Origin of the sequence: Clostridium sp. 001 (genome assembly GCF_019056555.1) — a bacterium.
Lineage (GTDB): Bacteria > Bacillota > Clostridia > Clostridiales > Clostridiaceae > Clostridium_B > Clostridium_B ragsdalei.
Map to the genome: position 1 here is coordinate 2,467,019 of NZ_CP020473.1, position 23,956 is coordinate 2,490,974.

Below are 23,956 nucleotides of genomic sequence, written 5' to 3' on the forward strand. Positions count from 1 at the left end.
ATATAATGTGTGCATGCTCAAATTGTATGCATACATTTTGAAAAGCATATAGCTGATGATATAATTCTAACTAAAATTATTTAAGAGGTGATTTTTATGGAAGCTCCATATATAATGACGCCTGGGCCTACAGAAGTTAGAGATAATGTTAGGTTTGCCAGAAGTGAAAGATGTACAAATCCTGACTTAGATATTCAATTTTATGATTTTTATAAAGGTACCTGTGAAGATATAGCTAAATTTTTAAATACTAAAAATCAGGTTAGAATATTAAGTGGGGAAGGAATACTTGGTCTTGAAGCAGCTTGTGCTTCTCTTACAGAAGAAGGAGATAGGGTACTTGTAATTGATAATGGTATATATGGTGAAGGGTTTGCTGATTTTGTAAAACTTTATGACGGAGAAGCAGTGTTTTTTAAAGGAAATAGAAAAAGGGAAATAGATGTAGATGAACTGAAGAAATTTTTAGATAAGGATAGTAACTTTAAGTATGCTGCAGTTGTCCATTGCGACACCCCTTCAGGAATGTTAAATAACATATCAAAAATATGTCCTATGCTTAAAGAAAAAGGAATATTAACGGTAGTAGATAGTGTATCTGCAATGGGGGGAGAAAAGTTAGAAGTAGATAATTGGAATATAGATATAGTGGTAGGTGGATCACAAAAGTGCATTTCTGCACCTCCAGGACTTACAATAATAAGTATAAGTCAGGATGCCTTTGAAGCTATGAAAGACAGAAGGAAACCAATAAAGTCTTTTTATTGCAATTTACTAGTTTGGAAAAATTATTATGAGGATAAGTGGTTTCCGTATACGCCGCCTATAAGTGATATAGTTGGGCTTAAAGCGGCGGTGGATAATATTTTAAAAGATAAAGATATTTTGAAAAGACATAGTAAAATAGGTAAAAGTGTTAGAATAGCAGTTAAAGAGGCAGGATTAAGTCTTTATAATGAAAATGGATATTCGAATACAGTTACAGCTATTGAAGTACCAGAAGGAATAGATGAATTTAAGCTTAGAAAATATATGGTAGATAATTTCAATGTTTTAATAGCAGGATCTTTTGGATATTTACAAGGTAGAGTAGTAAGAATAGGACATATGGGTGAAAATGCAAAGAAAGATATGGTGAGTTATACTTTATATTCTTTGCAAAAATCTCTAGAAAACTTTCAATTTTATTGCCAGTGCGATATGGCCGATTGCTTTTTAAAGAATGTTGAAAGTTTTGAATGACAAAAAATGATAACTTTATTTGATGGCTCCCATTCTTCTTTAGGTGGGAGCATTAGATTGGCTACATATTTGGATAATGATTTTCCATAAAGGATAACGTACTCTAAGTGCTAAAGAAATTAAGAAAACTGTTAATAAGCATTAGGTATCTGATACCAAGAGCTCTGGTTATTTTGTTATCCGATGACTACCTGCTCTAATACTCACACGCACTCTGTGAAAGTGACTATCACCAAATCAAAGATTTGGGATATCTGCTTTTCTCCAAGTGGGAGTAAAGAGCAGCTATGTCCCTGGATAACGATTTCTAAGCATCAGGTGGAGTCAAAACTCCATCTGACGCAAAGAACTCTGTTTATATTAAAAAAACAACATAACCTAGTGTGTCAGTATAAGAATATTTAAGGAATAAGTATCATAGTGTATGTATTATAAGATAATTTTATATAATGGTGATATTTTTGAATTATGTATATATGTAATGTGTTAGAATAGCAACTGTCGTCATCAAGCGAAGACATTAATTTGAGAATATCAATTGTAATGTCTCATGCAATTCAAAATTAAGTTTTGAAAAAAAGATGTTGACAAAGTAAGAAATAGATGATATACTATAAAAGCTGTCGAAGTAAGACAGCAAAATGATCCTTGAAAATTAAACAGAGGAAGATATAAGTACAACTTATTTAGAATAAACCAGCAATTCTTTTGAGCTGCGAGAGCAGCTAAAAAAGTAATTTCGTAATAAGAAGAGTCAATACAAACTTTTAAATTAAGAGTTTGATCCTGGCTCAGGACGAACGCTGGCGGCGTGCTTAACACATGCAAGTCGAGCGATGAAGCTCCTTCGGGAGTGGATTAGCGGCGGACGGGTGAGTAACACGTGGGTAACCTACCTCAAAGAGGGGGATAGCCTCCCGAAAGGGAGATTAATACCGCATAATAATCAGTTTTCACATGGAGATTGATTTAAAGGAGTAATCCGCTTTGAGATGGACCCGCGGCGCATTAGCTAGTTGGTAGGGTAACGGCCTACCAAGGCGACGATGCGTAGCCGACCTGAGAGGGTGATCGGCCACATTGGAACTGAGAGACGGTCCAGACTCCTACGGGAGGCAGCAGTGGGGAATATTGCACAATGGGCGAAAGCCTGATGCAGCAACGCCGCGTGAGTGAAGAAGGTTTTCGGATTGTAAAGCTCTGTCTTTGGGGACGATAATGACGGTACCCAAGGAGGAAGCCACGGCTAACTACGTGCCAGCAGCCGCGGTAATACGTAGGTGGCGAGCGTTGTCCGGAATTACTGGGCGTAAAGAGTGCGTAGGCGGATATTTAAGTGAGATGTGAAATACCCGGGCTTAACCCGGGCACTGCATTTCAAACTGGATATCTAGAGTGCGGGAGAGGAGAATGGAATTCCTAGTGTAGCGGTGAAATGCGTAGAGATTAGGAAGAACACCAGTGGCGAAGGCGATTCTCTGGACCGTAACTGACGCTGAGGCACGAAAGCGTGGGTAGCAAACAGGATTAGATACCCTGGTAGTCCACGCCGTAAACGATGAGTACTAGGTGTAGGAGGTATCGACCCCTTCTGTGCCGCAGTAAACACAATAAGTACTCCGCCTGGGAAGTACGATCGCAAGATTAAAACTCAAAGGAATTGACGGGGGCCCGCACAAGCAGCGGAGCATGTGGTTTAATTCGAAGCAACGCGAAGAACCTTACCTGGACTTGACATACCCTGAATATCTTAGAGATAAGAGAAGCCCTTCGGGGCAGGGATACAGGTGGTGCATGGTTGTCGTCAGCTCGTGTCGTGAGATGTTAGGTTAAGTCCTGCAACGAGCGCAACCCCTGTTGTTAGTTGCTAACATTTAGTTGAGCACTCTAGCAAGACTGCCGCGGTTAACGCGGAGGAAGGTGGGGATGACGTCAAATCATCATGCCCCTTATGTCCAGGGCAACACACGTGCTACAATGGGCAGTACAGAGAGAAGCAAGACCGCGAGGTGGAGCAAACCTCAAAAACTGCCCCCAGTTCGGATTGTAGGCTGAAACTCGCCTACATGAAGTTGGAGTTGCTAGTAATCGCGAATCAGAATGTCGCGGTGAATACGTTCCCGGGCCTTGTACACACCGCCCGTCACACCATGAGAGCTGGCAACACCCGAAGTCCGTAGTCTAACTTAGGAGGACGCGGCCGAAGGTGGGGTTAGTAATTGGGGTGAAGTCGTAACAAGGTAGCCGTAGGAGAACCTGCGGCTGGATCACCTCCTTTCTAGGGAGTCGAAAGATAGAGTATAATCTATCTTATAAATTGATGGTTTAAGTAAGTTAATACTTAAAAATTGATAGTAACAAGTATATCAAGGAAAAACATAAGCGAGGAACAGAGTTTACTAATGTAAATGAGTACCGCAGTGAATGATTTTGACGAAGATATACGAAGTTAATAGCAATTTTTCACTCTGTTTAATTTTGAAGGATCAGATAGATTCTTCTTTCAGTTTACAACCAATTAGGAATGTAAATTGAAAAATTGTCCTTTGAAAATTGCACAGTAAATAAGAAATAAAGTAAAGCTAAGGTTATAATATAACCTTTGTAGTAAAGTATCATTTTAAAGATGATATGATGATAATAAGAAAATTGATAGTAACGAGCAGATCGAGGAAAGATTTGAGCGAGGAGCAGAGTTTACTTATGTAAATGAGCACCACAGCGAAAAGGTTGACGAAGATATGCGAAGTTAATAGCAATTTTCGATAATAAAGGTCAAGCTACAAAGGGCGCATGGAGGATGCCTTGGCACCAGGAGCCTAAGAAGGACGCGATAAGCTGCGAAAAGCTCTGGGTAGGCGCAAATAGCCAGAGAACCAGAGATATCCGAATGGGGAAACCCACCTAGATAACGCTAGGTACTGCAAACTGAATACATAGGTTTGTAGAGGCAAACCCGGGGAACTGAAACATCTAAGTACCCGGAGGAAGAGAAAGAAACATCGATTTCCTAAGTAGCGGCGAGCGAACGGGAAAGAGCCCAAACCAGGAACTTGTTCCTGGGGTTGCGGATAGGTCATAAATACTGTGAAGTGTTAATTGAAGAGAGCTGGAAGGCTCCGCCGGAGAAGGTAAAAGCCCTGTAAATGAAAGCAAAGAGCAGCCAGATCTAATCCAGAGTACCACGAGACACGAGAAACCTTGTGGGAAACAGGGAGGACCACCTCCCAAGGCTAAATACTACCTGGTGACCGATAGAGAAGGAGTACCGTGAGGGAAAGGTGAAAAGAACCCCGGGAGGGGAGTGAAATAGAACCTGAAACCGTGTGTCCACAAACAGTCGAAGTACGTAAAGTACGACGGCGTGCTTTTTGTAGAACGAGCCAGCGAGTTACGATATGCAGCAAGGTTAAGTACTTAAGGTATGGAGCCGGAGGGAAACCGAGTCTGAAAAGGGCGCGAAGTTGTATGTTGTAGACCCGAAACCGAGTGACCTATCCATGGCCAGGTTGAAGCGGAAGTAAAATTCCGTGGAGGACCGAACCACGTTGGTGTTGAAAAACCATGGGATGAGCTGTGGATAGCGGAGAAATTCCAATCGAACTCGGAGATAGCTGGTTCTCCTCGAAATAGCTTTAGGGCTAGCGTCGGAAATGAGTAATGGAGGTAGAGCACTGAATGGGGTAGGGGCTGACAACAGTTACTGAACCTTATCAAACTCCGAATGCCATATACTTGAATTCCGGCAGTCAGACTGCGAATGATAAGATCCGTGGTCAAAAGGGAAACAGCCCAGACCACCAGCTAAGGTCCCAAAGTGTAAGTTAAGTGGGAAAGGATGTGTGATTTCTAAGACAACTAGGATGTTGGCTCAGAAGCAGCCACTCATTTAAAGAGTGCGTAATAGCTCACTAGTCAAGAGATCATGCGCCGAAAATGTCCGGGGCTAAAACTTACCACCGAAGCTGTGGACTCGAAAGAGTGGTAGAGGAGCATCCTGTATGAGTTGAAGTTGTACCGGAAGGAACAGTGGATTGTACAGGAGAGAGAATGCTGGCATAAGTAGCGAGAAATAAGTGAGAATCTTATTGGTCGAAAACCTAAGGTTTCCTGGGGAAGGTTCGTCCGCCCAGGGTAAGTCGGGACCTAAGCCGAGGCCGAAAGGCGTAGGTGATGGACAATCGGTTGAAATTCCGATACCGCATAAAAGCGTTTGACAAAAGGGATGACGCAGGAGGATAAGGTGTGCATACAAATGGATGTATGTCTAAGCACCGAGTCAGGTATACCAGGAAAATCCGGTATATCAATGATGAGGTGTGATGGGGAACCCGCAAGGGGAAGTACCTGATTTCACGCTGCCGAGAAAAGTCTCTATGGAGCTTTTATGTGCCCGTACCGCAAACCGACACAGGTAGGTGAGGAGAGAATCCTAAGACCATCGGAAGAATTGTTGTTAAGGAACTAGGCAAATTAACTCCGTAACTTAGGGAGAAGGAGAGCCACGCAAGTGGCCGCAGAGAAAAGGCTCAAGCAACTGTTTATCAAAAACACAGGTTTCTGCTAAAGCGAAAGCTGAAGTATAGGAGCTGACGCCTGCCCGGTGCTGGAAGGTTAAGGGGAAGACTTAGCGCAAGCGAAGGTCAGAACTTAAGCCCCAGTAAACGGCGGCCGTAACTATAACGGTCCTAAGGTAGCGAAATTCCTTGTCGGGTAAGTTCCGACCCGCACGAATGGCGTAATGATTTGAGCACTGTCTCGACAACAAATCCGGCGAAATTGAAGTGCAAGTGAAGATGCTTGCTACCCGCGATTGGACGGAAAGACCCCGTAGAGCTTTACTGCAGTTTAGCACTGAATTTCGGTATTGTCTGTACAGGATAGGTGGGAGACTAGGAAGTAGTGGCGCCAGCCATTACCGAGTCGATGTTGGGATACCACCCTGACAGTACTGGAATTCTAACCGGGCTCCATGAAACTGGAGACGGGACAATGTTAGGCGGGCAGTTTGACTGGGGCGGTCGCCTCCTAAAAAGTAACGGAGGCGTACAAAGGTTCCCTCAGAAGGGTTAGAAATTCTTCGAAGAGTGCAAAGGCAGAAGGGAGCTTGACTGCGACACAAACAAGTGGAGCAGGGACGAAAGTCGGGCTTAGTGATCCGGTGGTACCTCGTGGGAGGGCCATCGCTCAACGGATAAAAGCTACCTCGGGGATAACAGGCTGATCTCCCCCAAGAGTTCACATCGACGGGGAGGTTTGGCACCTCGATGTCGGCTCGTCGCATCCTGGGGCTGAAGTAGGTCCCAAGGGTTGGGCTGTTCGCCCATTAAAGCGGCACGCGAGCTGGGTTCAGAACGTCGTGAGACAGTTCGGTCCCTATCCGTCGCGGGCGCAGGAAATTTGAGAGGAGCTGTCCTTAGTACGAGAGGACCGGGATGGACCGACCGCTGGTGAACCAGTTGTTCCGCCAGGAGCATAGCTGGGTAGCCAAGTTGGGAAGGGATAAACGCTGAAAGCATCTAAGTGTGAAGCCCACCTCAAGATAAGATTTCCCATAGCGTAAGCTAGTAAGACCCCTCGAAGAACACGAGGAGATAGGTCAGAGGTGTAAGCAGGGCAACTTGTTAAGCTGACTGATACTAATAGGTCGAGGGCTTGACCAAATAAAAACGAAAGAAAAGTTTACTGTGCAATTTTGAGAGGACAGAGTAATTTGAACTCTTAAAAGATAATAGAAAAGAAAATTGATAGAAATAGCAATTTTCGATAATAATCTGGTGGTAATGACGTGAAGGTAACACCCCTTTCCATACCGAACAGGAAGGTTAAGCTTCACAGTGCCGATGGTACTGCAGGGGAGGCCCTGTGGGAGAATAGGTCGCTGCCAGGTAATAAAATTAGAGTACTGATTAGTACTCTAATTTTTTTTATCATAAATTAATTTTATCTGATGACTACCTCCTCTAATACTCCTACACACTCTGTGACAGTCGGTTTTCTCCAAGTGTACGTGGCGAGCGGCTATGTACCTGGATAACGATTTCTCCTAAAGGATAACGCTTGTAAGTGCTAAAGCACTAAGAAGTCTGTTATAAGTATCAGGTGGAGTTTTAAACTTCACCTGATGTCAAGAACTCTGTTTATTAAAAAGAATAAATCTTATAATACACTTTTTAGAACTTTTCCTATACTATCATGTATAATTATATTAGCTTCAGTATCATAAGAAGTAGAAGATTTATTTATAAGAACCAAATATTTTCCCTTAAAATAATTAATTAACCCTGCAGCAGGATATACTATCAAGGAAGTACCTCCTACAATTAACATATCAGCTTGTTGGATGTATTTTACAGATTTGTTTAATGTGTGCATGTTTAGACTTTCTTCGTATAAAACTACATCTGGTTTTATTGTTTCATTACATTTATCACATTTTGGTATAAGACCTGGGGTATTTAGTACATAATCTAAATCAAAAGATTTTCCACATTTAGTGCAATGATTTCTGTGAATGGAACCATGTAACTCTAATACATTATTTGATCCTGCCATTTGATGGAGACCATCTATATTTTGAGTTATTATAGCTTTTAACTTTCCCATTTTTTCTAATTCCACAAGAGCGTAATGAGCGTCATTTGGCTTTGCGTCTTTGTATATCATTTTTGCCCTATAAAAATCAAAGAAATCCTCAGTATGAGACATAAAAAAACTATGACTTAACATTACTTCAGGAGGATATGAAAAATTATTTTTAGTTTTATATAATCCTGTTTCAGACCTAAAATCAGGTATTTGCGATTCTGTAGAAACTCCTGCACCACCCAAAAATACAATATTAGTACTTGAATCTACAGCTGATTTTAAATTCTCATAACTCATAAAATCACCTCTGATTAATATTATAGCATATACTTTTTATATGTTTAATTGTTTGGAAAATATTATCATGTTTTATTTAAGGGCAAGTTTTTTAGTAATTAGAGTTGACAAAAAGTATTTAAAATGATATTATAAATTTTGTTAAAAAAAGTATGGCGCTATAGCCAAGTGGTAAGGCAGAGGTCTGCAAAACCTTTATCTCCAGTTCAAATCTGGATGGCGCCTCCAATTTAATATAAGCGATTTAAAAATAGCTTATACAGTTATCTCTCTGAAATTTAACTGTATAAGCTATTTTTATTTTGGCTAAAACATTTGTGTTGTAGAATGAGAATATTTAACGATGTATGAATAATTAAACTATGTAAAGTACTTCAAGCGATATTTTCTGCAGTATACTTTTAGGGTTAACACTAATAAACTGTAGGTAACCACTATATCCTTGCAGGCTTAAAAGTTTATGAAGTGTTGATGTAATAGGAGAGAACATGCTTGATTATTTTTGTGGAAAGTATACTTGACATCCATAATATATGGTAGTAATATAAAAATGTAAAGTTAACTTTCCATATCATTTAGAAAAATAGCTGTTATGTGGAAAACAGCTTATAAGAAGTATTATCTATGAGGAGGAAAAAAATGAAAAATAAGAGTGCTGCAATGTATTTAGTATTTTCACTCGTTGGTTTTGCAATTTTGGCTACAGGTGCTATATTAGCAAAGCTTACGAGAAATGATCAAGGTATCATTCAGACTTTGCCATATATTCTTATTGGAATTGGAGCTGGGGTATTTGGACAGAACCTTGGTACTGCCTTTGATATATATACTATGAAAAAAAATCCGGAGATAGCTAAGCAAAGGGAAATTGATGAAAAAGATGAGAGAAACATAGCAATAAGAAATAAAGCTAAAGCTAAGGCATATGATCTTATGATATTGGTATTCGGGGCATTGATGATGGCATTTGCACTGATGGGTGTGAGTTGGTCAGTAGTTTTAGCCATTGTTATTGCGTACCTGTTTGTTGTATTTTCAAATATATATTTTATAAGTAAATATGATAAAGATATGTAAAATTCTATCAGCACTTAGAAGGCGTTATCCTTTAGGGAAAATCGTTATCCAGGGATGTAGCTGCTCTTTACTTCTACTTAGAGAAAAGCGACTATCAACAAATCTTTGATTTGGTGATAGTCGCTTTCACAGAGTGCGTGAGAGTATTAGAGCAGGTAGTCATTGGATAAAAGATTGGTGTAGTTTATATTTGTAGTTAAATGATCTATTTTACTACAGGTTCTAATGCATGTATTTCTCCTTCTTTAAAATTTACTTCTACATTGCTTCCAATTGGTAAAGTTATTCTTGGATATGAATGGCCAGATTGAAAGTTGATTAAAGTTGGTTTTTTTAAGCTAAGTATTCTGTCTTCAAGTATTTCGGTTAAAGTTAAACTTCGTTCATAATGTGGAAGTTCACAATTTGTAAACTGTCCTAGAATAAAACCTGAACATTTTTGAAGATCTCCACTTAGTGTCAATTGAGTAAGCATTCTGTCAATTCTATAAGGTTCTTCTCCTACATCTTCTATGAAGAGTATTTTATTTTCAGTATTTAGAGCATAAGGAGTACCTAGAAGACTAGATATAAGACATAGGTTACCACCTATAAGAGTACCACATGCGTACTCTCCATTAAAATACTGTGTGGGAATGTCCTCAGGGTTTTTTATAGTAAAGGGAGCATATCCACACATTAGGGTATCTAAAAAACTCTTTAATGTAAAATCATAAAAATTAGAAGTACACATTGGAGAGTGAAAGGTAATCATATGGCATTTATCGTATATGTTATTTAACAAAGTGGTTATGTCACTAAATCCTGCAAATATTTTAGGATTTTCTTCTATAATGTTAAAATCAATAAGAGGAAGAAGTCTCATGCTGCCGTATCCACCTCTTGTGCATAATATCATATCTACACTTTTGTCTGAGAACATATCCATAATATCGGAAGCCCTGTCCACATCCTTACCAGCTAAATAACCCCATTTGTCGTATATATGTTTTCCTTGTTTAATATTAAAACCAAGATTTTCTAAAACCTCGATTTTTTCTTTGATTTTTTCAGGCTTCTCTGCACTTGCCGGAGATATAAGGCCTATAGTATCTCCCCTTTTCAATCTTTTCCCAATCAAAATCATCACATCCTAAAATTAAAATAGGTTCTTTTTCTTTAAAAATAATATACACACCAGGCAAATTAAAGCTGTTATGACATATAACATCCAGAAGCCATTTGGAGATTTAGCAAAAGGTATTCCATTTAAATTCATTCCAAAAGAACCAAATATTATATTTGGAATTGACATAACTATAGTTACTGAAGCTAGGAGTTTCATGACTATGTTTAAGTTATTTGATATAACTGAGGCAAATGCATCCATAGTTCCTGTTAAGATATTACTATATATGTTTGTCATTTCTATGGCTTGTTTATTTTCAATTATAACATCTTCTAGAATATCTTGATCTTCAGGATACTTCTGCAAAAGTTCTAACTTTAACATTTTTTCTAAAGTAATCTCGTTAGCTTTTAAGGAGGTTGAAAAGTAAACAAGAGATTTTTCCAAAGATAAAAGTTGAATAAACTCTTTATTTTTCATGGATCTATGAAGTCTTTGCTCAATCATTACGCTTTTCTTGTCTATTTGTCTTAAATAGATCAGGTAATAGCTTGCTATTCTATAAAGTATTTGTAAAATAAATCTAGAACGTTTAAACGTGTAAAAGGATTTAACTTTACCATCTATAAAATCAGTAAGAATTTTACTGTTTTTCAAACAAACCGTAATTAAAGTAGATTCTGTATGAATTATAGCTAATGGATAAGAATCATAAGTTAAAGAGTTAACTTCCATTTCTGTAAAAGGAATATCAACTATTACTAGTAGATTATTATCTTCAGTATCTATACGTGACGTTTCTTCTTCATCTAGAGCAGCTTTTAAAAAGTCCATTGAAACACCAGATTTCTTTGATATTAAAAGTAAATCTTCATCTGAAGGTGCTACAACGTTAATCCAGCAGCCATGTTCTATGGTATCTAAAGATTGTATATTATTTGACTCATCTATAGTTTTATAAATTGAAATCATGTATGCCTCCTTGTAAAAATTAGCAGGGTATCTTAGTTAGTTTCTTTATATACTATATTTATATTATATCTTATGAAAACATACTTTTGAATATAGCATTATAAAATATAAATATAAATACTACTATTTAAATTTATTTATGTGGACAAAATAAGTTTAGGGGTAAAACTGAATAGTATATATTATAGAATATAAAACTGAAAAAGAATTTTTTAAATTGAATATTTTATGCATTAAGGGTAAAAATTTAAATAACAAAAGTAATAGTATTAATTTGTAAGTAGTGCTTCTAGGAGGATGTAGATGAAAAAAAAATATTGTATCATATGTGGAAAACCTTTGAGTGATGGTATAATAATATATGGTAGAGGAATATGTAAAAATTGTGAAGAAAGATTAATAAAATTAGAAAATGATTTAGATTTTTACGAATACTATAAAGAAAGAATAAGTAAAACTATAGCACGTTTTATTATAAGAGGAGAGATAACTCATTGTCAGAATTACCACTTTTAGAAGGAGTTTTAAAATACATTAAGGAAAATAATATATCATTTTGTATGCCAGGTCATAAAAATGGAAGAGGTTTTTATAATACTTCAATAGGAAGAGAATTTATATCTAATATTTTAAAATTTGATATTACTGAAGTAGATGGTGTAGACAATCTTCATAATCAAAAAAGTATAATATTAGATGCAAGTAAGCGTCTTTCAAAGCTCTATGGAAGTAAAAAGTCTTATTTTTTAGTTAATGGAAGCACTTCCGGAAATATGATAATGTTATTTAGTAATTTTAATGAAGGAGATAAAGTTTTAGTAGAAAGAAATTGCCATAGCTCTATACTAAATGGAATAATTATGAGGAAGTTAATTCCTATATATTTAGAAAATATTATAAGTGAAAAAATAAATGCTCCTATTTGCATAAATTTGGAGCATTTTTTACAGGTACTAAAGAGAAATAAGGATATAAAAGGGATAGTAGTTACATATCCCAATTATTATGGAATATGCAGCAATCTCAAGTTTATAATAAAGGAGGCAAAAAAGCTTAACATAAAAGTATTAGTTGATTGTGCTCATGGGGCACATTTTGGTATTAATAAAAATTTACCTGAGAGTGCCGTGAAACTTGGTGCAGACATGGTAGTTACTAGTTCACATAAAACGCTGCCTAGTTTAACTCAAACTGCTTATTTACATGTGAATAATGAGAAATGCATAAATAAAGTAGACTTTTATTATAATGCGTTTTTAAGTACAAGTCCTTCATACATAGCACTTTGTTCTATGGATTATGCTCGATTTTACCTTGAGAAGTATGGCAGCAGTGATTACGAAAAACTTATAGAGGTAGCTGAATACTATAGGAATAAGATAAACTCTATAAGAGGATTGCAGGTAATTGGCAGAAAGGATATAATACAATTTAATTCTAAAGAAAGAAAGGCAGCACCAAGTGTAGCAGATATAGATCTAACCAGATATACTATAAATCTAGAGTCAGGATACAGCGGAAATTTACTTTTAAATTATTTGAGAAAATTAAATATGCAGTGTGAAATGAGTGACAATTCTAATTTAGTATTGATTTTTTCTCCCTTTAATGAAAAAGAGGAGTTTGAAAGATTGTATACTGTATTAAAGAATTGTAATTTAGAAGAAATTAAATGTAAGAAAACAAATAGAGTGGAATACGGAATACCTCAAAGCAGAATGCTTCCATTTCAAGTTATAGATGTAGAAAAAGAAATGGTAGATTTAAATAATTCATGTGGAAGGATAAGCGGTGCAAGTGTAATACCATATCCTCCAGGGGTTCCTGTATTGTCTATGGGAGAGCTGATAGATAAAAATGTCATTCAAGTTATTAAATATTATATAAAAAATAGTATGGATTTAATTGGGGTAAAAGACAATAAAATAAAAGTTGTAAAATAAATTTTGGAGGAAAGCAAATGAGTTTACAAAAAGGAAAACTTATAGTCATAGAAGGATGTGATGGCAGCGGAAAAGCTACGCAGACAGAAAAACTTTATAAAAGGCTTTTAAATGAAAATTGCAATTTAAAAAAAATAGAATATCCTAATTATAATAGTGAGTCTTCAGCTTTAGTAAGAATGTATTTAAACGGGGATTTTGGAAAAAAACCTGAAGATGTAAGCGCATATGCAGCATCAACATTTTATGCAGTGGATAGATTTGCATCTTATAAGATAGAGTGGAAAAAGTTTTATGAAAATGGCGGAATAATACTTGCAGATAGATATACAACAGCTAATATGATACATCAAGCTTCTAAGATTGATGATTTAGAAGAGAAAAATAAGTTTTTAAAATGGCTCTGGAATTTTGAATTTGATATATTGGGACTTCCTGTACCAGATTGTGTTATATTTTTGGATATGCCTCCTGAATATAGTAAAAAACTTATGACTAAGAGAAATAATAAATTTACGGGTAATGCAGAAAAGGACATACATGAAAGAGATTATGAGTATTTAGTTAATTCTTATAAAAATGCTATTCATATTGTAGATAAATATAGTTGGAACAAAATTTCATGTATAGAAGGTAGTGAAATAAAGACTGTAGATAAAATCCATGAAGATATATATGATTTGATAAAAAAAATACTATAGTAAAAAGTTAATGTATTAATTAAAAGTTTCAGTTATATGAGACAATAAGTACTTATGGTATAATAAATATAAGCTAATTTGAGAAATTTAGGCAATTGTTTGTAAAATAAATTACAAGAGGTGATGTTTTATGAAATTAATTATAGCCATTGTTCAGGATGATGATGCTACTGATCTCTTGGAAATTTTAACAGAAGGTGGATTTAGGGTTACTAAACTTGCAACTACAGGCGGATTTTTAAGAGCAGGTAATACAACTTTGCTCATAGGAGTGGAAGAAGATGACGTTGATGAAGTAATAGCCCATATAGAAGACGTATGTAAAACAAGAAATCAAATTATAACAACTCCTTCATCTGTAGCAAGTTCTACAGGGGTATATATGCCCTATCCTGTGGAGGTAGAAGTTGGAGGAGCAAATATATTTGTAGTAGATGTAGATAAGTTTGTAAAGATTTAATAGGAGGTATATTGAGTTGGAATTTTGCAATATAATAGGGCATGAGAATATAAAACTCCAGATGAAAAATTCTGTAACTTCCAATAGATTTTCTCATGCCCATATTTTTGTAGGAGAAGATGGGATAGGTAAAAGTCTTCTTGCTAAAGAAATAGCTTTAGATATATTGGGAAAAAAGCAGATGAAGCAGTATGTAGATATAATTGAATTTAAAATAGCAAAAGGTAAAAAATCCATTGGGATAGAGGAAGTAAAAAATATAATAGAAGAGATGAATAAAAAACCTTATGAGGGTGACAAAAAAGTAATAATACTATATAATTCAGATAAAATGACAGAAGCAGCTCAAAATGCATTACTAAAAACTATAGAGGAACCTCCCAGTGGAAGTTTTATGTTACTTTTATGTGAAAAGTTAGATGGAATATTGGATACAATAAAGTCTAGATGTCAAGTATATAAACTTAATAGGTTAAGCCAAAAAGATATGAAGATTTTTTTAAATGCCAAATTTCCTAGCTTATCTACCGAAGAGTTAAGATCTGTCTTAGCATTTAGTGATGGAATACCTGGAAGAGCAGAAAAATTTATTTCGGATATATCTTTAAGTGAAATGAGAAATATAATTTTAAATATATTTAAAGAATTATGCCGTGAGAATGTTAGTTCCTGTTTAAAACTTTCAGATTGTATATCTAAAGACAAGTATGAATGGCAAGAAGTATTAACTTGTATTTTGTCGTATATAAGAGATGTACTTGTATACAAAGAAACAGGTAATAGAAAATTTATTATAAATATTGATAAATTTGAAGATATAAAGACTATAGGAGAAATGTTTTCATTTAATAAGTTGAATGATATTATTAATGTAGTAAAGGATGCTAGAGAAAAATTAGAAAGTAATGTAAATAGAACTTTAGTTTTTAATTCTATGTTGGTGAAAATGCAGGAGGTGTAAAAATATGGTAACAGTTATAGGAGTACGTTTTAAAAAGGCCGGTAAAATATATTATTTTTCACCAGGTAACTTAAATATAAAAAGAGAAAATAGTGTAATAGTAGAAACAGCAAGGGGAATAGAATTTGGTGAGTGTGTCATAGAACCAAAAGATATAAGTGAGAGTGACATAGTTTCACCACTTAAAAGCGTTTTAAGGATAGCTACGGAAGAAGATATACAAAAATATAATGAAAATAAAGAAAAAGAGAAAAAAGCTTTTAATATATGTATTGAAAAAATACAACAACATGAATTAAATATGAAGCTTATAGATGTAGAGTATACTTTTGACAACAATAAGGTTATATTCTATTTTATAGCTGACGGACGAGTAGATTTTAGGGAATTGGTGAAGGATCTTGCATCCATATTTAGAACAAGAATAGAGCTTAGACAGATAGGAGTAAGAGATGAGGCAAAAATGATAGGGGGTCTGGGGCCTTGCGGCAGAGCTATGTGTTGTTCTACATTTTTAGGCGATTTTGTACCTGTTTCTATAAAAATGGCAAAAGAACAGAATTTATCATTGAATCCTACTAAAATATCAGGAATATGTGGAAGACTTATGTGCTGTTTGAATTATGAACAAGATACTTATGAAAAAATAAGACAGAAGTTGCCTAAGATAGGGTCTGTAGTTAGTACACCTGATGGAAAGGGAGAAGTTATAGACAATTCTGTAGTAAAGGAAAGTATTAAAATAAAGATAAAAGTTGAAGATGGTGATGATATAGTAGAAGAAGTGCCTATAAGTGGAGTTAAAGTAATTTCGGGAGGATTTGAAGGTAGTATAAATGAAAATGAGATAAAAATTGATGAAGAAACAGAAGATGCAGATATGATTAAACAATTGTTTAAGGAGGATTAAGGAGGTAACATATGAAATCAGTATTTAAAATTCCTAATATACGTACTTCTGAGGATGTTAATAAAATAAGAAAGGTTATTTCCAGTAGTGAAGGGGTGATAGCCTGCCAAATAAACAAAGAAAAAGGAAAAGTAAGCATAGTATATGATAATTACTTTATAACAGAGAATAAAATTATCCAGTGTATAGAAGATTTAGGTTATGCAGTATTATAAGGCATTTTCAAAGAAATAACTAGTCAGTATGCTAGCATATTTGACTTGTTATTTTCTTTCAAATGCCTAAAATTATCTTTTAAAATTATAACAAATGTGATAAAATACAGGGGATGAAAACATTATCTAAAAGTTAAGGAGGTGTTACATAAGATGGCATATAAAATTACAGAAGAGTGTGTAAGTTGTGGTTCATGTGCTTCAGAATGTCCAGCTGATGCTATAAGCCAAGGAGATAGTCAATTTGTAATAGATCCAGAAAAATGTATAGAATGTGGAAACTGTGCTAATGTTTGTCCAGTAGGAGCACCAGTTGAAGAAAACTAATTGTTAGGAGGTCACCATAAGGTGGCCTTTTTAATTTATATAAATATCAAATTCTGTATAAAGAGTAAGTTATTTTACACGAATAATTAATATAGATAGGAGATTAAATAAATTATAGTTAGAAAATGTACTAGATGGAGGGAAATATGGATATATCTGTTGTTATATTTACGATATTTGGAATTGCTGCAGTAACAGCTGGTTTTATGATGGATGGGGGAACCCCAACGGCACTTTTTGGCCCTGCGGCAGCTGTAATAGTTTTTGGTGGAACATTTGGAGCTGTAGCTTTATCATTTCCATTAGACGTATTAAAAAGAGTACCTAAGATATTTAAAGTGATTTTTAATCCTAGAAAAGCAAGTTTAGTTGATTTAATTTTGTATTTTAAAGATGTATCCTATAAAACTAGAAAAAATGGTTTGTTAAGTTTGGAAGGTGAAATATCCAATGACCCTAATTTAGATCCTTTTATAAAAAAGGGTCTTCAACTTGTAGTAGATGGAGTAGATCCTCAAGCTGTAAGAGATATACTAGAATTGGAGCTTGAATCCACATCTGAGAGACATAAGCAAGGGGCAAGTGTATTTGAAAGTGCAGGAGGATATGGACCTACTATGGGTATTATAGGTACAGTTATGGGAATGGTTCATATTTTAGGTAGCCTTACAGATACAGCTAGCTTAGGAGGTAAAATAGGAAGTGCATTTTTGGCTACATTATATGGTATAGGATCTGCAAATCTATTATGGCTTCCATTAGGCAATAGATTGAAGCAGCAAGATGAAAAGGAAGTTAAGGAAAAAACTCTTATAATTGAAGCAATATTATATATTCAAGAAGGTATAAATCCAAATACCATAGCAGAAAAATTAAAGGGATTTTTGAACAAGCAGGAGTTGGCAAAATATGAAGGAATGGATGGGAAGGCTGCATTATGAAGAAGAAAAATAAAAAACCAGATGAAGGACCAAGTGCAGAAAGATGGATGCTTAGTTATGCTGATTTTATGACACTTCTTATGATATTCTTTGTAGTTATGTACGCTATGAGCCAGGTAGACCAAACTAAATATAATAAACTTTCTCAATCTCTCAGTATAGCAATGGGAGGGGGAAAAACAATAATAGGTGCTGATAATACTTCTAGTGTCAAAGATAGTGTTAAAACAGTAGATAAGCCAACTGAAAGTGACGAATCAGAACAACAGGTTAAGATGGAAGCAAATAAATTAAAGCAACTAAAAAAACAAGTGGACTCATATCTTGCAGCTAACGGATTAAGTCAAAGTGTAAGCTCACAGATAGATGAAAGAGGGCTTGTTGTGAGTTTAAGTAATACTTTGTTTTTCGATACAGGAAAAGCTGAAATAAAACCTGAAATCCAAAATACATTAATGGGAATAGGAAAAATGATAAGTCAAATGGGAAATTCTATAAGGGTGGAAGGACATACAGACAATGTTCCTATTAGCAATAATGAATATGCATCTAATTGGCAGCTATCTTGTGCTAGAGCAGCTAATGTCACTCAATTTTTACAAAATAAAGTAGGTATTAAACCTGAAAAGCTTACATCAGTAGGTTATGGAGAATACAGGTCAGTTACTGATAACTCGACAGATGCAAATAGAGCTAAAAATAGGAGAGTAGATATAATTATAGAAAGCAATAAATTTAACAGTATTGAGCGTGGAAATAGTACAAGCAACAATAGTACAAGCGGGAGTAGTAAGAGCAGCAGTACTGTCAGCTCACAGAGTACCTCACAGACTATAACTACAGATCAACAAAAGGTAAAGCAATCTGAACAACATTAAACATAGTTAGTAATATATTATTTATTAAATCCCTTAATTTTGATGGGATTTTATTTTTTACAAAAATTAATGATAGTTAAGTATCTAATATTTGACAACATATTTTATTTAAATTACAATTTAAGTTAATGTGTAAACTTGTGTAAAATAAATTTTATAAGTGAGGACGTTTAAGTGAAATTGAATTTGGTGAGAAGTGATGAAACATTAGATGATTTACAAATAAACGGAATATGTATTATACAGAAAAAAAATAGCTTTAGGTTTGGAGTGGACGCTGTCTTACTTGCAAATTTTGCTAAAATTAAACCTAGAATGAATATAATTGATTTATGTAGCGGAACAGGGATAGTACCGTTTATAATAGCTGGTAAAACAAAGGCTGAGCATATAACAGGTATGGAAATTCAAAAGAGTATGGTAGATATGGCAACTCGTTCTGTAATTTTTAATGGAATGGAGAAAAGAGTTGAGTTTATTCACAGAGATTTAGTAGATTTTGGATTTTTAAAAAAGTTACCAAAAGTGGATGTAGTAACGGTAAATCCACCTTATAAATTGAAAAATTCGGGAATTACAAATGCCCAATACGAAAATGCAATATCAAGGCATGAAATATGCTGTACATTAGAAGATGTTATAAAGGCAGCAAAGACTTTATTAAAAGATAATGGAAAGCTATATATGATACATAGACCGGATAGGCTTGTAGATATAATGTGTACTATGAGGAAATACAATATAGAGCCTAAGCTAATGACAATGGTACAGCCATGTGTTAACAAGGCACCTAATATGGTACTTATAGAGGGACAAAATAATGGAAAACCGTTTTTAAAATGGGAAGCACCTATATGTGTACATAAATTAGATGGAAGCTATACAGATGAAATTGATAGAATATACGGAAGATGTTTAAGGAGATAATGTGTAATGGGAAAACTTTTTTTAGTGGCAACTCCTATAGGAAATTTGAGTGATATAACTTTAAGAGCTCTTGATACCCTTAAAAATGTAGATTTAATAGCAGCAGAGGATACCAGACAGAGTTTAAAGCTATTAAATCATTTCAATATAAAAAAACCACTTATAAGTTGCCATAAATACAACGAAAATGAGAAAAGTAAATTATTAATACAAAAGTTGAAAGATGGTAAAGATATAGCTCTAGTAAGTGATGCTGGGACACCAGGTATATCAGATCCGGGAAGCATTATGGTAAAGAATTGTATAGAACAGGGAATAGAATTTGAAGTCCTGCCTGGTGCCACTGCAGTAACAACAGCTTTGGTTTACTCAGGACTGGATACTTCAAGCTTTACATTCATTGGATTTTTACCTAGGGAAAATAAAGATAGGAGAAGTATACTAGAAGGTGTAAAAAATAGAACTGAAACATTGATATTTTATGAAGCACCCCATAGACTAAAAAATACCTTAGAAGTATTAGCAACCGTCCTAGGAAATAGACATATAGGCATTTGTAGAGAGCTTACAAAGGTTCATGAAGAAATATTGAGATTTACACTAGAAGAAGCTATGAATTATTATGAAAGTAATGATGCAAAAGGGGAATTTGTACTGGTAGTAGAAGGTAAGGATGAAAAAGAACTTTTAAGAGAAGAAAGTGAAAAATGGATAAACGTGTCTATAGAAAAACATATAAAAATGTATATGGAAGATGGATTAGATAAAAAAGAAGCTATAAAAAAAGTAGCTAAGGATAGAAAACTTTCAAAATCTGAAGTTTATAAGCATTCTTTAGGCCTATAATAAAAAAATAGCAAGTTTAAAATTTGTATAACATTTATTGAATATCGTTAATAAATATAGAACATGAATAACAAATTGATAAAAAATAAGCTGATTCTATTAAAAACTTATAATATCTCTGATATAAATTTTCTATATGTGTTGAGGTATATACCAATTTAATGGTATAATGGAAACATGTTATTTGCGAATTTGAGTTTTTTATGGTTATAAGAGGCTGAAATTTGTAAGCTGTTAAGTATTTTACGAGGAGGTAGAAAAGTTTTGAATAAAAAAACCTTATCTGTTGCAATTGCATTAACTTTGGCATTGTCAACAGGGGCAAATGTTTTAGCCGCGCCAGGTGCATCAAGTTCATCGACTTCATTAGAGCAGGTTAAACAACAAAAGCAGGAATTAGAAGTTAAAGCTGAAAAAACGGACAACCAAGTAATACAAACTATGAACGACTTAGAAAATAACAAAAAAAGTATTGCCTCAGTTTCTAATAGTATAAAACAAACTCAAGCTAACATAGATTCTGTGCAAGCTAGTATAGAAAGCCAACAGAAAGTATTTAATCAAAGGGCAAAAGCTATGTATACAAATAACATGGGTAATTACCTGGGAGTAATATTAAATGCAAGTAATTTAAACGATTTTATATCTAGGGTAGATAATGTTGGAAAAGTGATGGGTTTTGACAAGAATGTTGTAGGAGATTTAAAAAGTAAAAAAGAGCAATTAGCTAATGGAAAAGAAAAATTAAATAGTGAAAATAATAAGCTATTGGCACTAAAGTCAGAAAATGAAAAAAAGTTGGCCAAGCTTAATAGTGATAAAGAAAGTGCAAAAAATGTAATAGCATCTTTAGATGCACAAGAAAAATCTTTAGAAATTACTGATCAAGCAACTTTAAAGGCAATTGCTTCAGCTGCAAGTAATGTTAGTGCTTCAAGAGGAGGTACCATAATATCATCTGATGCAGTAGTAGCATATGCTTCTAACTTTTTAGGAGTCCCTTATGTATATGGAGGAACATCTCCTTCAGGGTTTGATTGTTCAGGATTAGTTCAATATGTATATGCAAACTTTGGAATTAATTTGCCAAGAACTTCAGAGGAACAGCAAAATGTGGGCACACCTGTATCAAGAGATGAGCTTAAGCCGGGAGATTTAGTTTTCTTTGGTTCTCCAGCATATCATGTAGGAATGTATGTAGGTGATGGTCAGTTTATTGAAGCACCACGTACTGGGCTTTCAGTTAGAATAGCAGCTTTAGATAACAGATCAGATTTTACAGGTGGAAGAAGAGTTAAATAATAATTTAGTGACATATTATTTTAAATTTCAGTATACATACATAGCTAAATTCACTTTTGTGATTGAGGATTTAGCTATGTTTTTATTTATAAATTTAAATACAAGGGATATGTTATGGTAAACAAAGGGTAGAAAACTTTCTAAATGTGAATTTTATAAGAATTTTTAGACCTATAGTTAGAAAATAAAGGCAAGTTTAAAATTTATATATCTTTTGTAAAAAATCGTTAATAGAAACAGGATATAATTGATAAATTACTAGAATAGTATTTGATTTTATTTAAAATTCACAATATTTCTTGCGAAAATTTTCTGCATGTGTTGAGGTATGTATCAATTTAATGTTATAATAGATGTACGTTACTTGCTAATCTCAGCTTTTTGGGGTTATAAGAAGCTCAAATTTGTAAGCTATTAAATATTTTACGAGGAGGTAGAAAAGTTTTGAATAAAAGAACCTTATCTGTTGCAATTGCATTAACTTTGGCATTGTCAACAGGGGCAAATGTTTTGGCTGCGCCAAGTGCATCAAGTTCATCGACTTCATTAGAGCAGGTTAAACAACAAAAGCAGGAATTGGAAGTTAAAGCTGAAAAAATGGACAACCAGATAACACAGACTATGAATGATTTAGAAAATAATAAAAAGAATATAGCATCAATTTCTAATAATATAAAACAAACTCAAGCTAATATAGATTCCGCCCAAAAAAATATGGAAAATCAGCAGCAAGTGTTCAATCAAAGAGTAAAGGCTATGTATATAAATGGCATAAGTAGTTACCTGGGAGTAATATTGAATGCAGATAATTTAAATGATTTTATATCTAGGGTAGATAATGTTAAGAAAGTAATGGGTTTTGATAAGAATATTATAGGAAATTTAAAAGATAAAAAAGATCAATTAGCTAATGGAAAAGAAAAATTAAATAGTGAAAATAATAAGCTATTGGCACTAAAGTTAGAAAATGAAAAAAAGTTGGCCAAGCTTAATAGTGATAAAGAAAGTGCAAAAAATGTAATAGCATCTTTAGATGCACAAGAAAAATCTTTAGAAATTGCTAATCAAGCAACTCTAAAAGCAGTTGCTTCAGCTGCAAGTAACGTTCAACAAAGTGCTTCAAGAGGAGGAAATTCTATAGCATCATCTGATGCAGTAGTAGCATATGCTTCTAACTTTTTAGGAGTTCCATACGTATGGGGAGGAACATCTCCTTCAGGGTTTGATTGTTCAGGATTAGTTCAATATGTATATGCTCATTTTGGAATTAATTTGCCGAGAACTTCACAGGAACAGCAAACGGTAGGTACAGCTGTATCAAGAGATGAACTTCAGCCAGGAGATTTGGTTTTCTTTGGTTCTCCAGCGTATCATGTAGGAATATATGTAGGTGGAGGACAGTTTATTAATGCACCTAAAACAGGAGATGTAGTTAAAATAGCATCTTTGGATAATAGATCAGATTTTACGGGTGGAAGAAGAGTTAGATAATAGTTTAATGACATATTATTTTAAAATTTAAATATACATACATAGTTAAATCCATTTTGTATTTAGGAAATTTAGCTATGTTTTTTTTACCTTAAATTGTCCAATGGCTATCTACCGTAATATTGTCTTTTTCTACTAAGTAAGATTCATTGATAAGTTCAATACAGAAAAAGAGACCTGCATTATAATTATAATGCAGGTCCTTTAAATAATGATTATTTGCCTTCTTTTAATGCATTTAAACAACTTTTGCAGATGTTCTTACCTCTATAATTTACAACGTCTCTTGCGTCACCGCAGAAAATACATGCAGGCTCATACTTCTTTAATATAATTTGTTCACCATCTACATATATTTCTAAGGCATCTTTTTCAGCAATGTCTAAAGTTCTCCTTAATTCTATAGGAATGACAATTCTTCCTAGCTCGTCTACTCTTCTTACAACACCTGTTGATTTCATTAATTTTCCTCCTCTAATTCCATAATTCGACACGACTACAATTAGATAATAGCAAAAATTACATTAAAAGTCAATATAATTTCATAAAGTATTTTACAAATTTCTAATCAAATTCCATCTAAAGTTAATATACTACCATAATATTCAAAAGTCAATAACAATATTAATAAAAGTTTATAATATATGATAAACAAGGATTTAAATGTAAGAAATTAATATTAGAATTAAGTACAAAATCAGGAAATTTGAAAAAATATTTTTTATAAAATAGTAACTAAATGGATAATTAAATATTTGAAGTCGAAATTT

Annotated in this window: 20 protein-coding genes, 1 tRNA gene and 3 rRNA genes; 20 read left to right on the forward strand and 4 right to left on the reverse strand. The window is 34.1% G+C overall.

Annotated features, from left to right (window positions below):
• Positions 1–96: 96 nt before the first annotated feature.
• The 4 genes from B5S50_RS11515 to rrf all read left to right on the forward strand — a co-directional run bounded on the left by B5S50_RS11515 (position 97) and on the right by rrf (position 7,132).
• Positions 97–1,242 (forward strand): alanine--glyoxylate aminotransferase family protein, encoded by a 1,146-nt coding sequence (locus B5S50_RS11515; protein ID WP_217301877.1) that lies wholly within the window; start codon positions 97–99, stop codon positions 1,240–1,242.
• A 768-nt stretch (positions 1,243–2,010) separates the two neighbouring features.
• A 16S ribosomal RNA gene (locus tag B5S50_RS11520) occupies positions 2,011–3,520 on the forward strand.
• 495 nt (positions 3,521–4,015) lie between these two features.
• A 23S ribosomal RNA gene (locus B5S50_RS11525) occupies positions 4,016–6,905 on the forward strand.
• Between the two features lie 110 nt (positions 6,906–7,015).
• Positions 7,016–7,132: ribosomal RNA gene (rrf, locus tag B5S50_RS11530) — 5S ribosomal RNA — on the forward strand.
• The 16S, 23S and 5S rRNA genes sit together here, the layout of an rRNA operon.
• A gap of 269 nt (positions 7,133–7,401) precedes the next feature.
• Here rrf and B5S50_RS11535 read toward each other — a convergent pair.
• Positions 7,402–8,127 (reverse strand): NAD-dependent protein deacylase, encoded by a 726-nt coding sequence (locus B5S50_RS11535; protein ID WP_065078884.1) that lies wholly within the window; start codon positions 8,125–8,127, stop codon positions 7,402–7,404.
• A 154-nt stretch (positions 8,128–8,281) separates the two neighbouring features.
• Here B5S50_RS11535 and B5S50_RS11540 point away from each other — a divergent pair.
• Both B5S50_RS11540 and B5S50_RS11545 read left to right on the forward strand, forming a co-directional pair.
• Positions 8,282–8,355 (forward strand) — tRNA-Cys (locus B5S50_RS11540).
• Positions 8,356–8,766: 411 nt separating this feature from the next.
• Positions 8,767–9,204, forward strand: coding sequence for a DUF6442 family protein (locus B5S50_RS11545; RefSeq protein WP_065078885.1), 438 nt, complete (start codon positions 8,767–8,769; stop codon positions 9,202–9,204).
• Positions 9,205–9,409: 205 nt separating this feature from the next.
• On the opposite strand, the gene B5S50_RS11550 is transcribed toward B5S50_RS11545, so the two are convergent.
• Positions 9,410–10,324: an LD-carboxypeptidase gene (locus B5S50_RS11550; RefSeq protein ID WP_217301878.1), complete on the reverse strand. Its 915-nt coding sequence runs from the start codon at positions 10,322–10,324 to the stop codon at positions 9,410–9,412.
• A gap of 18 nt (positions 10,325–10,342) precedes the next feature.
• On the reverse strand, positions 10,343–11,284 hold the full coding sequence (locus B5S50_RS11555) for a magnesium transporter CorA family protein (RefSeq protein ID WP_217301879.1): 942 nt from the start codon (positions 11,282–11,284) through the stop codon (positions 10,343–10,345).
• 303 nt (positions 11,285–11,587) lie between these two features.
• Here B5S50_RS11555 and B5S50_RS11560 point away from each other — a divergent pair, with 303 nt between their 5' ends.
• From B5S50_RS11560 to B5S50_RS11625, 14 genes are all read left to right on the forward strand, one after another.
• A complete protein-coding gene (locus B5S50_RS11560; protein WP_065078888.1) occupies positions 11,588–11,800 on the forward strand; it encodes a sigma factor G inhibitor Gin in 213 nt (70 codons plus the stop codon).
• The gene (locus B5S50_RS11565; protein ID WP_217301880.1) at positions 11,779–13,227 is read left to right on the forward strand and encodes an aminotransferase class I/II-fold pyridoxal phosphate-dependent enzyme; all 1,449 of its coding nucleotides are present in this window, start codon (positions 11,779–11,781) and stop codon (positions 13,225–13,227) included. The genes B5S50_RS11560 and B5S50_RS11565 overlap by 22 nt, the downstream gene beginning before the upstream one ends.
• A gap of 17 nt (positions 13,228–13,244) precedes the next feature.
• On the forward strand, positions 13,245–13,928 hold the full coding sequence (locus B5S50_RS11570) for a deoxynucleoside kinase (RefSeq protein WP_065078890.1): 684 nt from the start codon (positions 13,245–13,247) through the stop codon (positions 13,926–13,928).
• A 130-nt stretch (positions 13,929–14,058) separates the two neighbouring features.
• A complete protein-coding gene (locus B5S50_RS11575) occupies positions 14,059–14,388 on the forward strand; it encodes a cyclic-di-AMP receptor (RefSeq protein WP_065078891.1) in 330 nt (109 codons plus the stop codon).
• A gap of 16 nt (positions 14,389–14,404) precedes the next feature.
• On the forward strand, positions 14,405–15,349 hold the full coding sequence (locus tag B5S50_RS11580; RefSeq protein ID WP_217301881.1) for a DNA polymerase III subunit delta': 945 nt from the start codon (positions 14,405–14,407) through the stop codon (positions 15,347–15,349).
• A gap of 4 nt (positions 15,350–15,353) precedes the next feature.
• Complete coding sequence (locus tag B5S50_RS11585; protein ID WP_217301882.1) at positions 15,354–16,259, forward strand: stage 0 sporulation family protein; 906 nt, start codon at positions 15,354–15,356, stop codon at positions 16,257–16,259.
• A gap of 11 nt (positions 16,260–16,270) precedes the next feature.
• Positions 16,271–16,474, forward strand: a complete 204-nt coding sequence (locus tag B5S50_RS11590; protein ID WP_013236833.1) for a heavy-metal-associated domain-containing protein — start codon at positions 16,271–16,273, stop codon at positions 16,472–16,474.
• A 153-nt stretch (positions 16,475–16,627) separates the two neighbouring features.
• A complete protein-coding gene (locus tag B5S50_RS11595) occupies positions 16,628–16,801 on the forward strand; it encodes a DUF362 domain-containing protein (RefSeq protein ID WP_063555847.1) in 174 nt (57 codons plus the stop codon).
• A 146-nt stretch (positions 16,802–16,947) separates the two neighbouring features.
• The gene (locus tag B5S50_RS11600) at positions 16,948–17,742 is read left to right on the forward strand and encodes a flagellar motor protein (RefSeq protein WP_217301883.1); all 795 of its coding nucleotides are present in this window, start codon (positions 16,948–16,950) and stop codon (positions 17,740–17,742) included.
• Positions 17,739–18,620, forward strand: a complete 882-nt coding sequence (locus tag B5S50_RS11605; protein ID WP_217301884.1) for a flagellar motor protein MotB — start codon at positions 17,739–17,741, stop codon at positions 18,618–18,620. Before B5S50_RS11600 ends, B5S50_RS11605 begins: the two co-directional genes overlap by 4 nt.
• 174 nt (positions 18,621–18,794) lie before the next feature.
• Positions 18,795–19,547, forward strand: coding sequence for a tRNA1(Val) (adenine(37)-N6)-methyltransferase (locus B5S50_RS11610; RefSeq protein WP_217301885.1), 753 nt, complete (start codon positions 18,795–18,797; stop codon positions 19,545–19,547).
• 6 nt (positions 19,548–19,553) lie between these two features.
• Complete coding sequence (gene rsmI / locus B5S50_RS11615; RefSeq protein ID WP_217301886.1) at positions 19,554–20,393, forward strand: 16S rRNA (cytidine(1402)-2'-O)-methyltransferase; 840 nt, start codon at positions 19,554–19,556, stop codon at positions 20,391–20,393.
• Between the two features lie 264 nt (positions 20,394–20,657).
• The gene (locus B5S50_RS11620) at positions 20,658–21,695 is read left to right on the forward strand and encodes an NlpC/P60 family protein (protein ID WP_065078897.1); all 1,038 of its coding nucleotides are present in this window, start codon (positions 20,658–20,660) and stop codon (positions 21,693–21,695) included.
• Positions 21,696–22,139: 444 nt separating this feature from the next.
• Positions 22,140–23,186 carry an NlpC/P60 family protein gene (locus B5S50_RS11625; RefSeq protein ID WP_217301887.1) on the forward strand — a complete coding sequence of 349 codons (1,047 nt, stop codon included), beginning with the start codon at positions 22,140–22,142 and terminating at the stop codon, positions 23,184–23,186.
• Between the two features lie 215 nt (positions 23,187–23,401).
• Here the strand turns inward: B5S50_RS11625 and B5S50_RS11630 are convergent, their stop codons facing one another.
• On the reverse strand, positions 23,402–23,647 hold the full coding sequence (locus B5S50_RS11630) for an AbrB/MazE/SpoVT family DNA-binding domain-containing protein (RefSeq protein WP_065078899.1): 246 nt from the start codon (positions 23,645–23,647) through the stop codon (positions 23,402–23,404).
• Between the last annotated feature and the right edge of the window lie 309 nt (positions 23,648–23,956).

Excerpts from the sequence above, each read along its gene's own strand:
- B5S50_RS11515 (WP_217301877.1), top strand. The coding sequence starts at position 97 with ATGGAAGCTCCATATATAATGACGCCTGGGCCTACAGAAGTTAGAGAT.
- B5S50_RS11535 (WP_065078884.1), bottom strand. The coding sequence starts at position 8,127 with ATGAGTTATGAGAATTTAAAATCAGCTGTAGATTCAAGTACTAATATT.
- B5S50_RS11545 (WP_065078885.1), top strand. The coding sequence starts at position 8,767 with ATGAAAAATAAGAGTGCTGCAATGTATTTAGTATTTTCACTCGTTGGT.
- B5S50_RS11555 (WP_217301879.1), bottom strand. The coding sequence starts at position 11,284 with ATGATTTCAATTTATAAAACTATAGATGAGTCAAATAATATACAATCT.
- B5S50_RS11560 (WP_065078888.1), top strand. The coding sequence starts at position 11,588 with ATGAAAAAAAAATATTGTATCATATGTGGAAAACCTTTGAGTGATGGT.
- B5S50_RS11570 (WP_065078890.1), top strand. The coding sequence starts at position 13,245 with ATGAGTTTACAAAAAGGAAAACTTATAGTCATAGAAGGATGTGATGGC.
- B5S50_RS11575 (WP_065078891.1), top strand. The coding sequence starts at position 14,059 with ATGAAATTAATTATAGCCATTGTTCAGGATGATGATGCTACTGATCTC.
- B5S50_RS11585 (WP_217301882.1), top strand. The coding sequence starts at position 15,354 with ATGGTAACAGTTATAGGAGTACGTTTTAAAAAGGCCGGTAAAATATAT.
- B5S50_RS11590 (WP_013236833.1), top strand. The coding sequence starts at position 16,271 with ATGAAATCAGTATTTAAAATTCCTAATATACGTACTTCTGAGGATGTT.
- B5S50_RS11595 (WP_063555847.1), top strand. The coding sequence starts at position 16,628 with ATGGCATATAAAATTACAGAAGAGTGTGTAAGTTGTGGTTCATGTGCT.
- B5S50_RS11600 (WP_217301883.1), top strand. The coding sequence starts at position 16,948 with ATGGATATATCTGTTGTTATATTTACGATATTTGGAATTGCTGCAGTA.
- B5S50_RS11605 (WP_217301884.1), top strand. The coding sequence starts at position 17,739 with ATGAAGAAGAAAAATAAAAAACCAGATGAAGGACCAAGTGCAGAAAGA.
- rsmI (WP_217301886.1), top strand. The coding sequence starts at position 19,554 with ATGGGAAAACTTTTTTTAGTGGCAACTCCTATAGGAAATTTGAGTGAT.
- B5S50_RS11630 (WP_065078899.1), bottom strand. The coding sequence starts at position 23,647 with ATGAAATCAACAGGTGTTGTAAGAAGAGTAGACGAGCTAGGAAGAATT.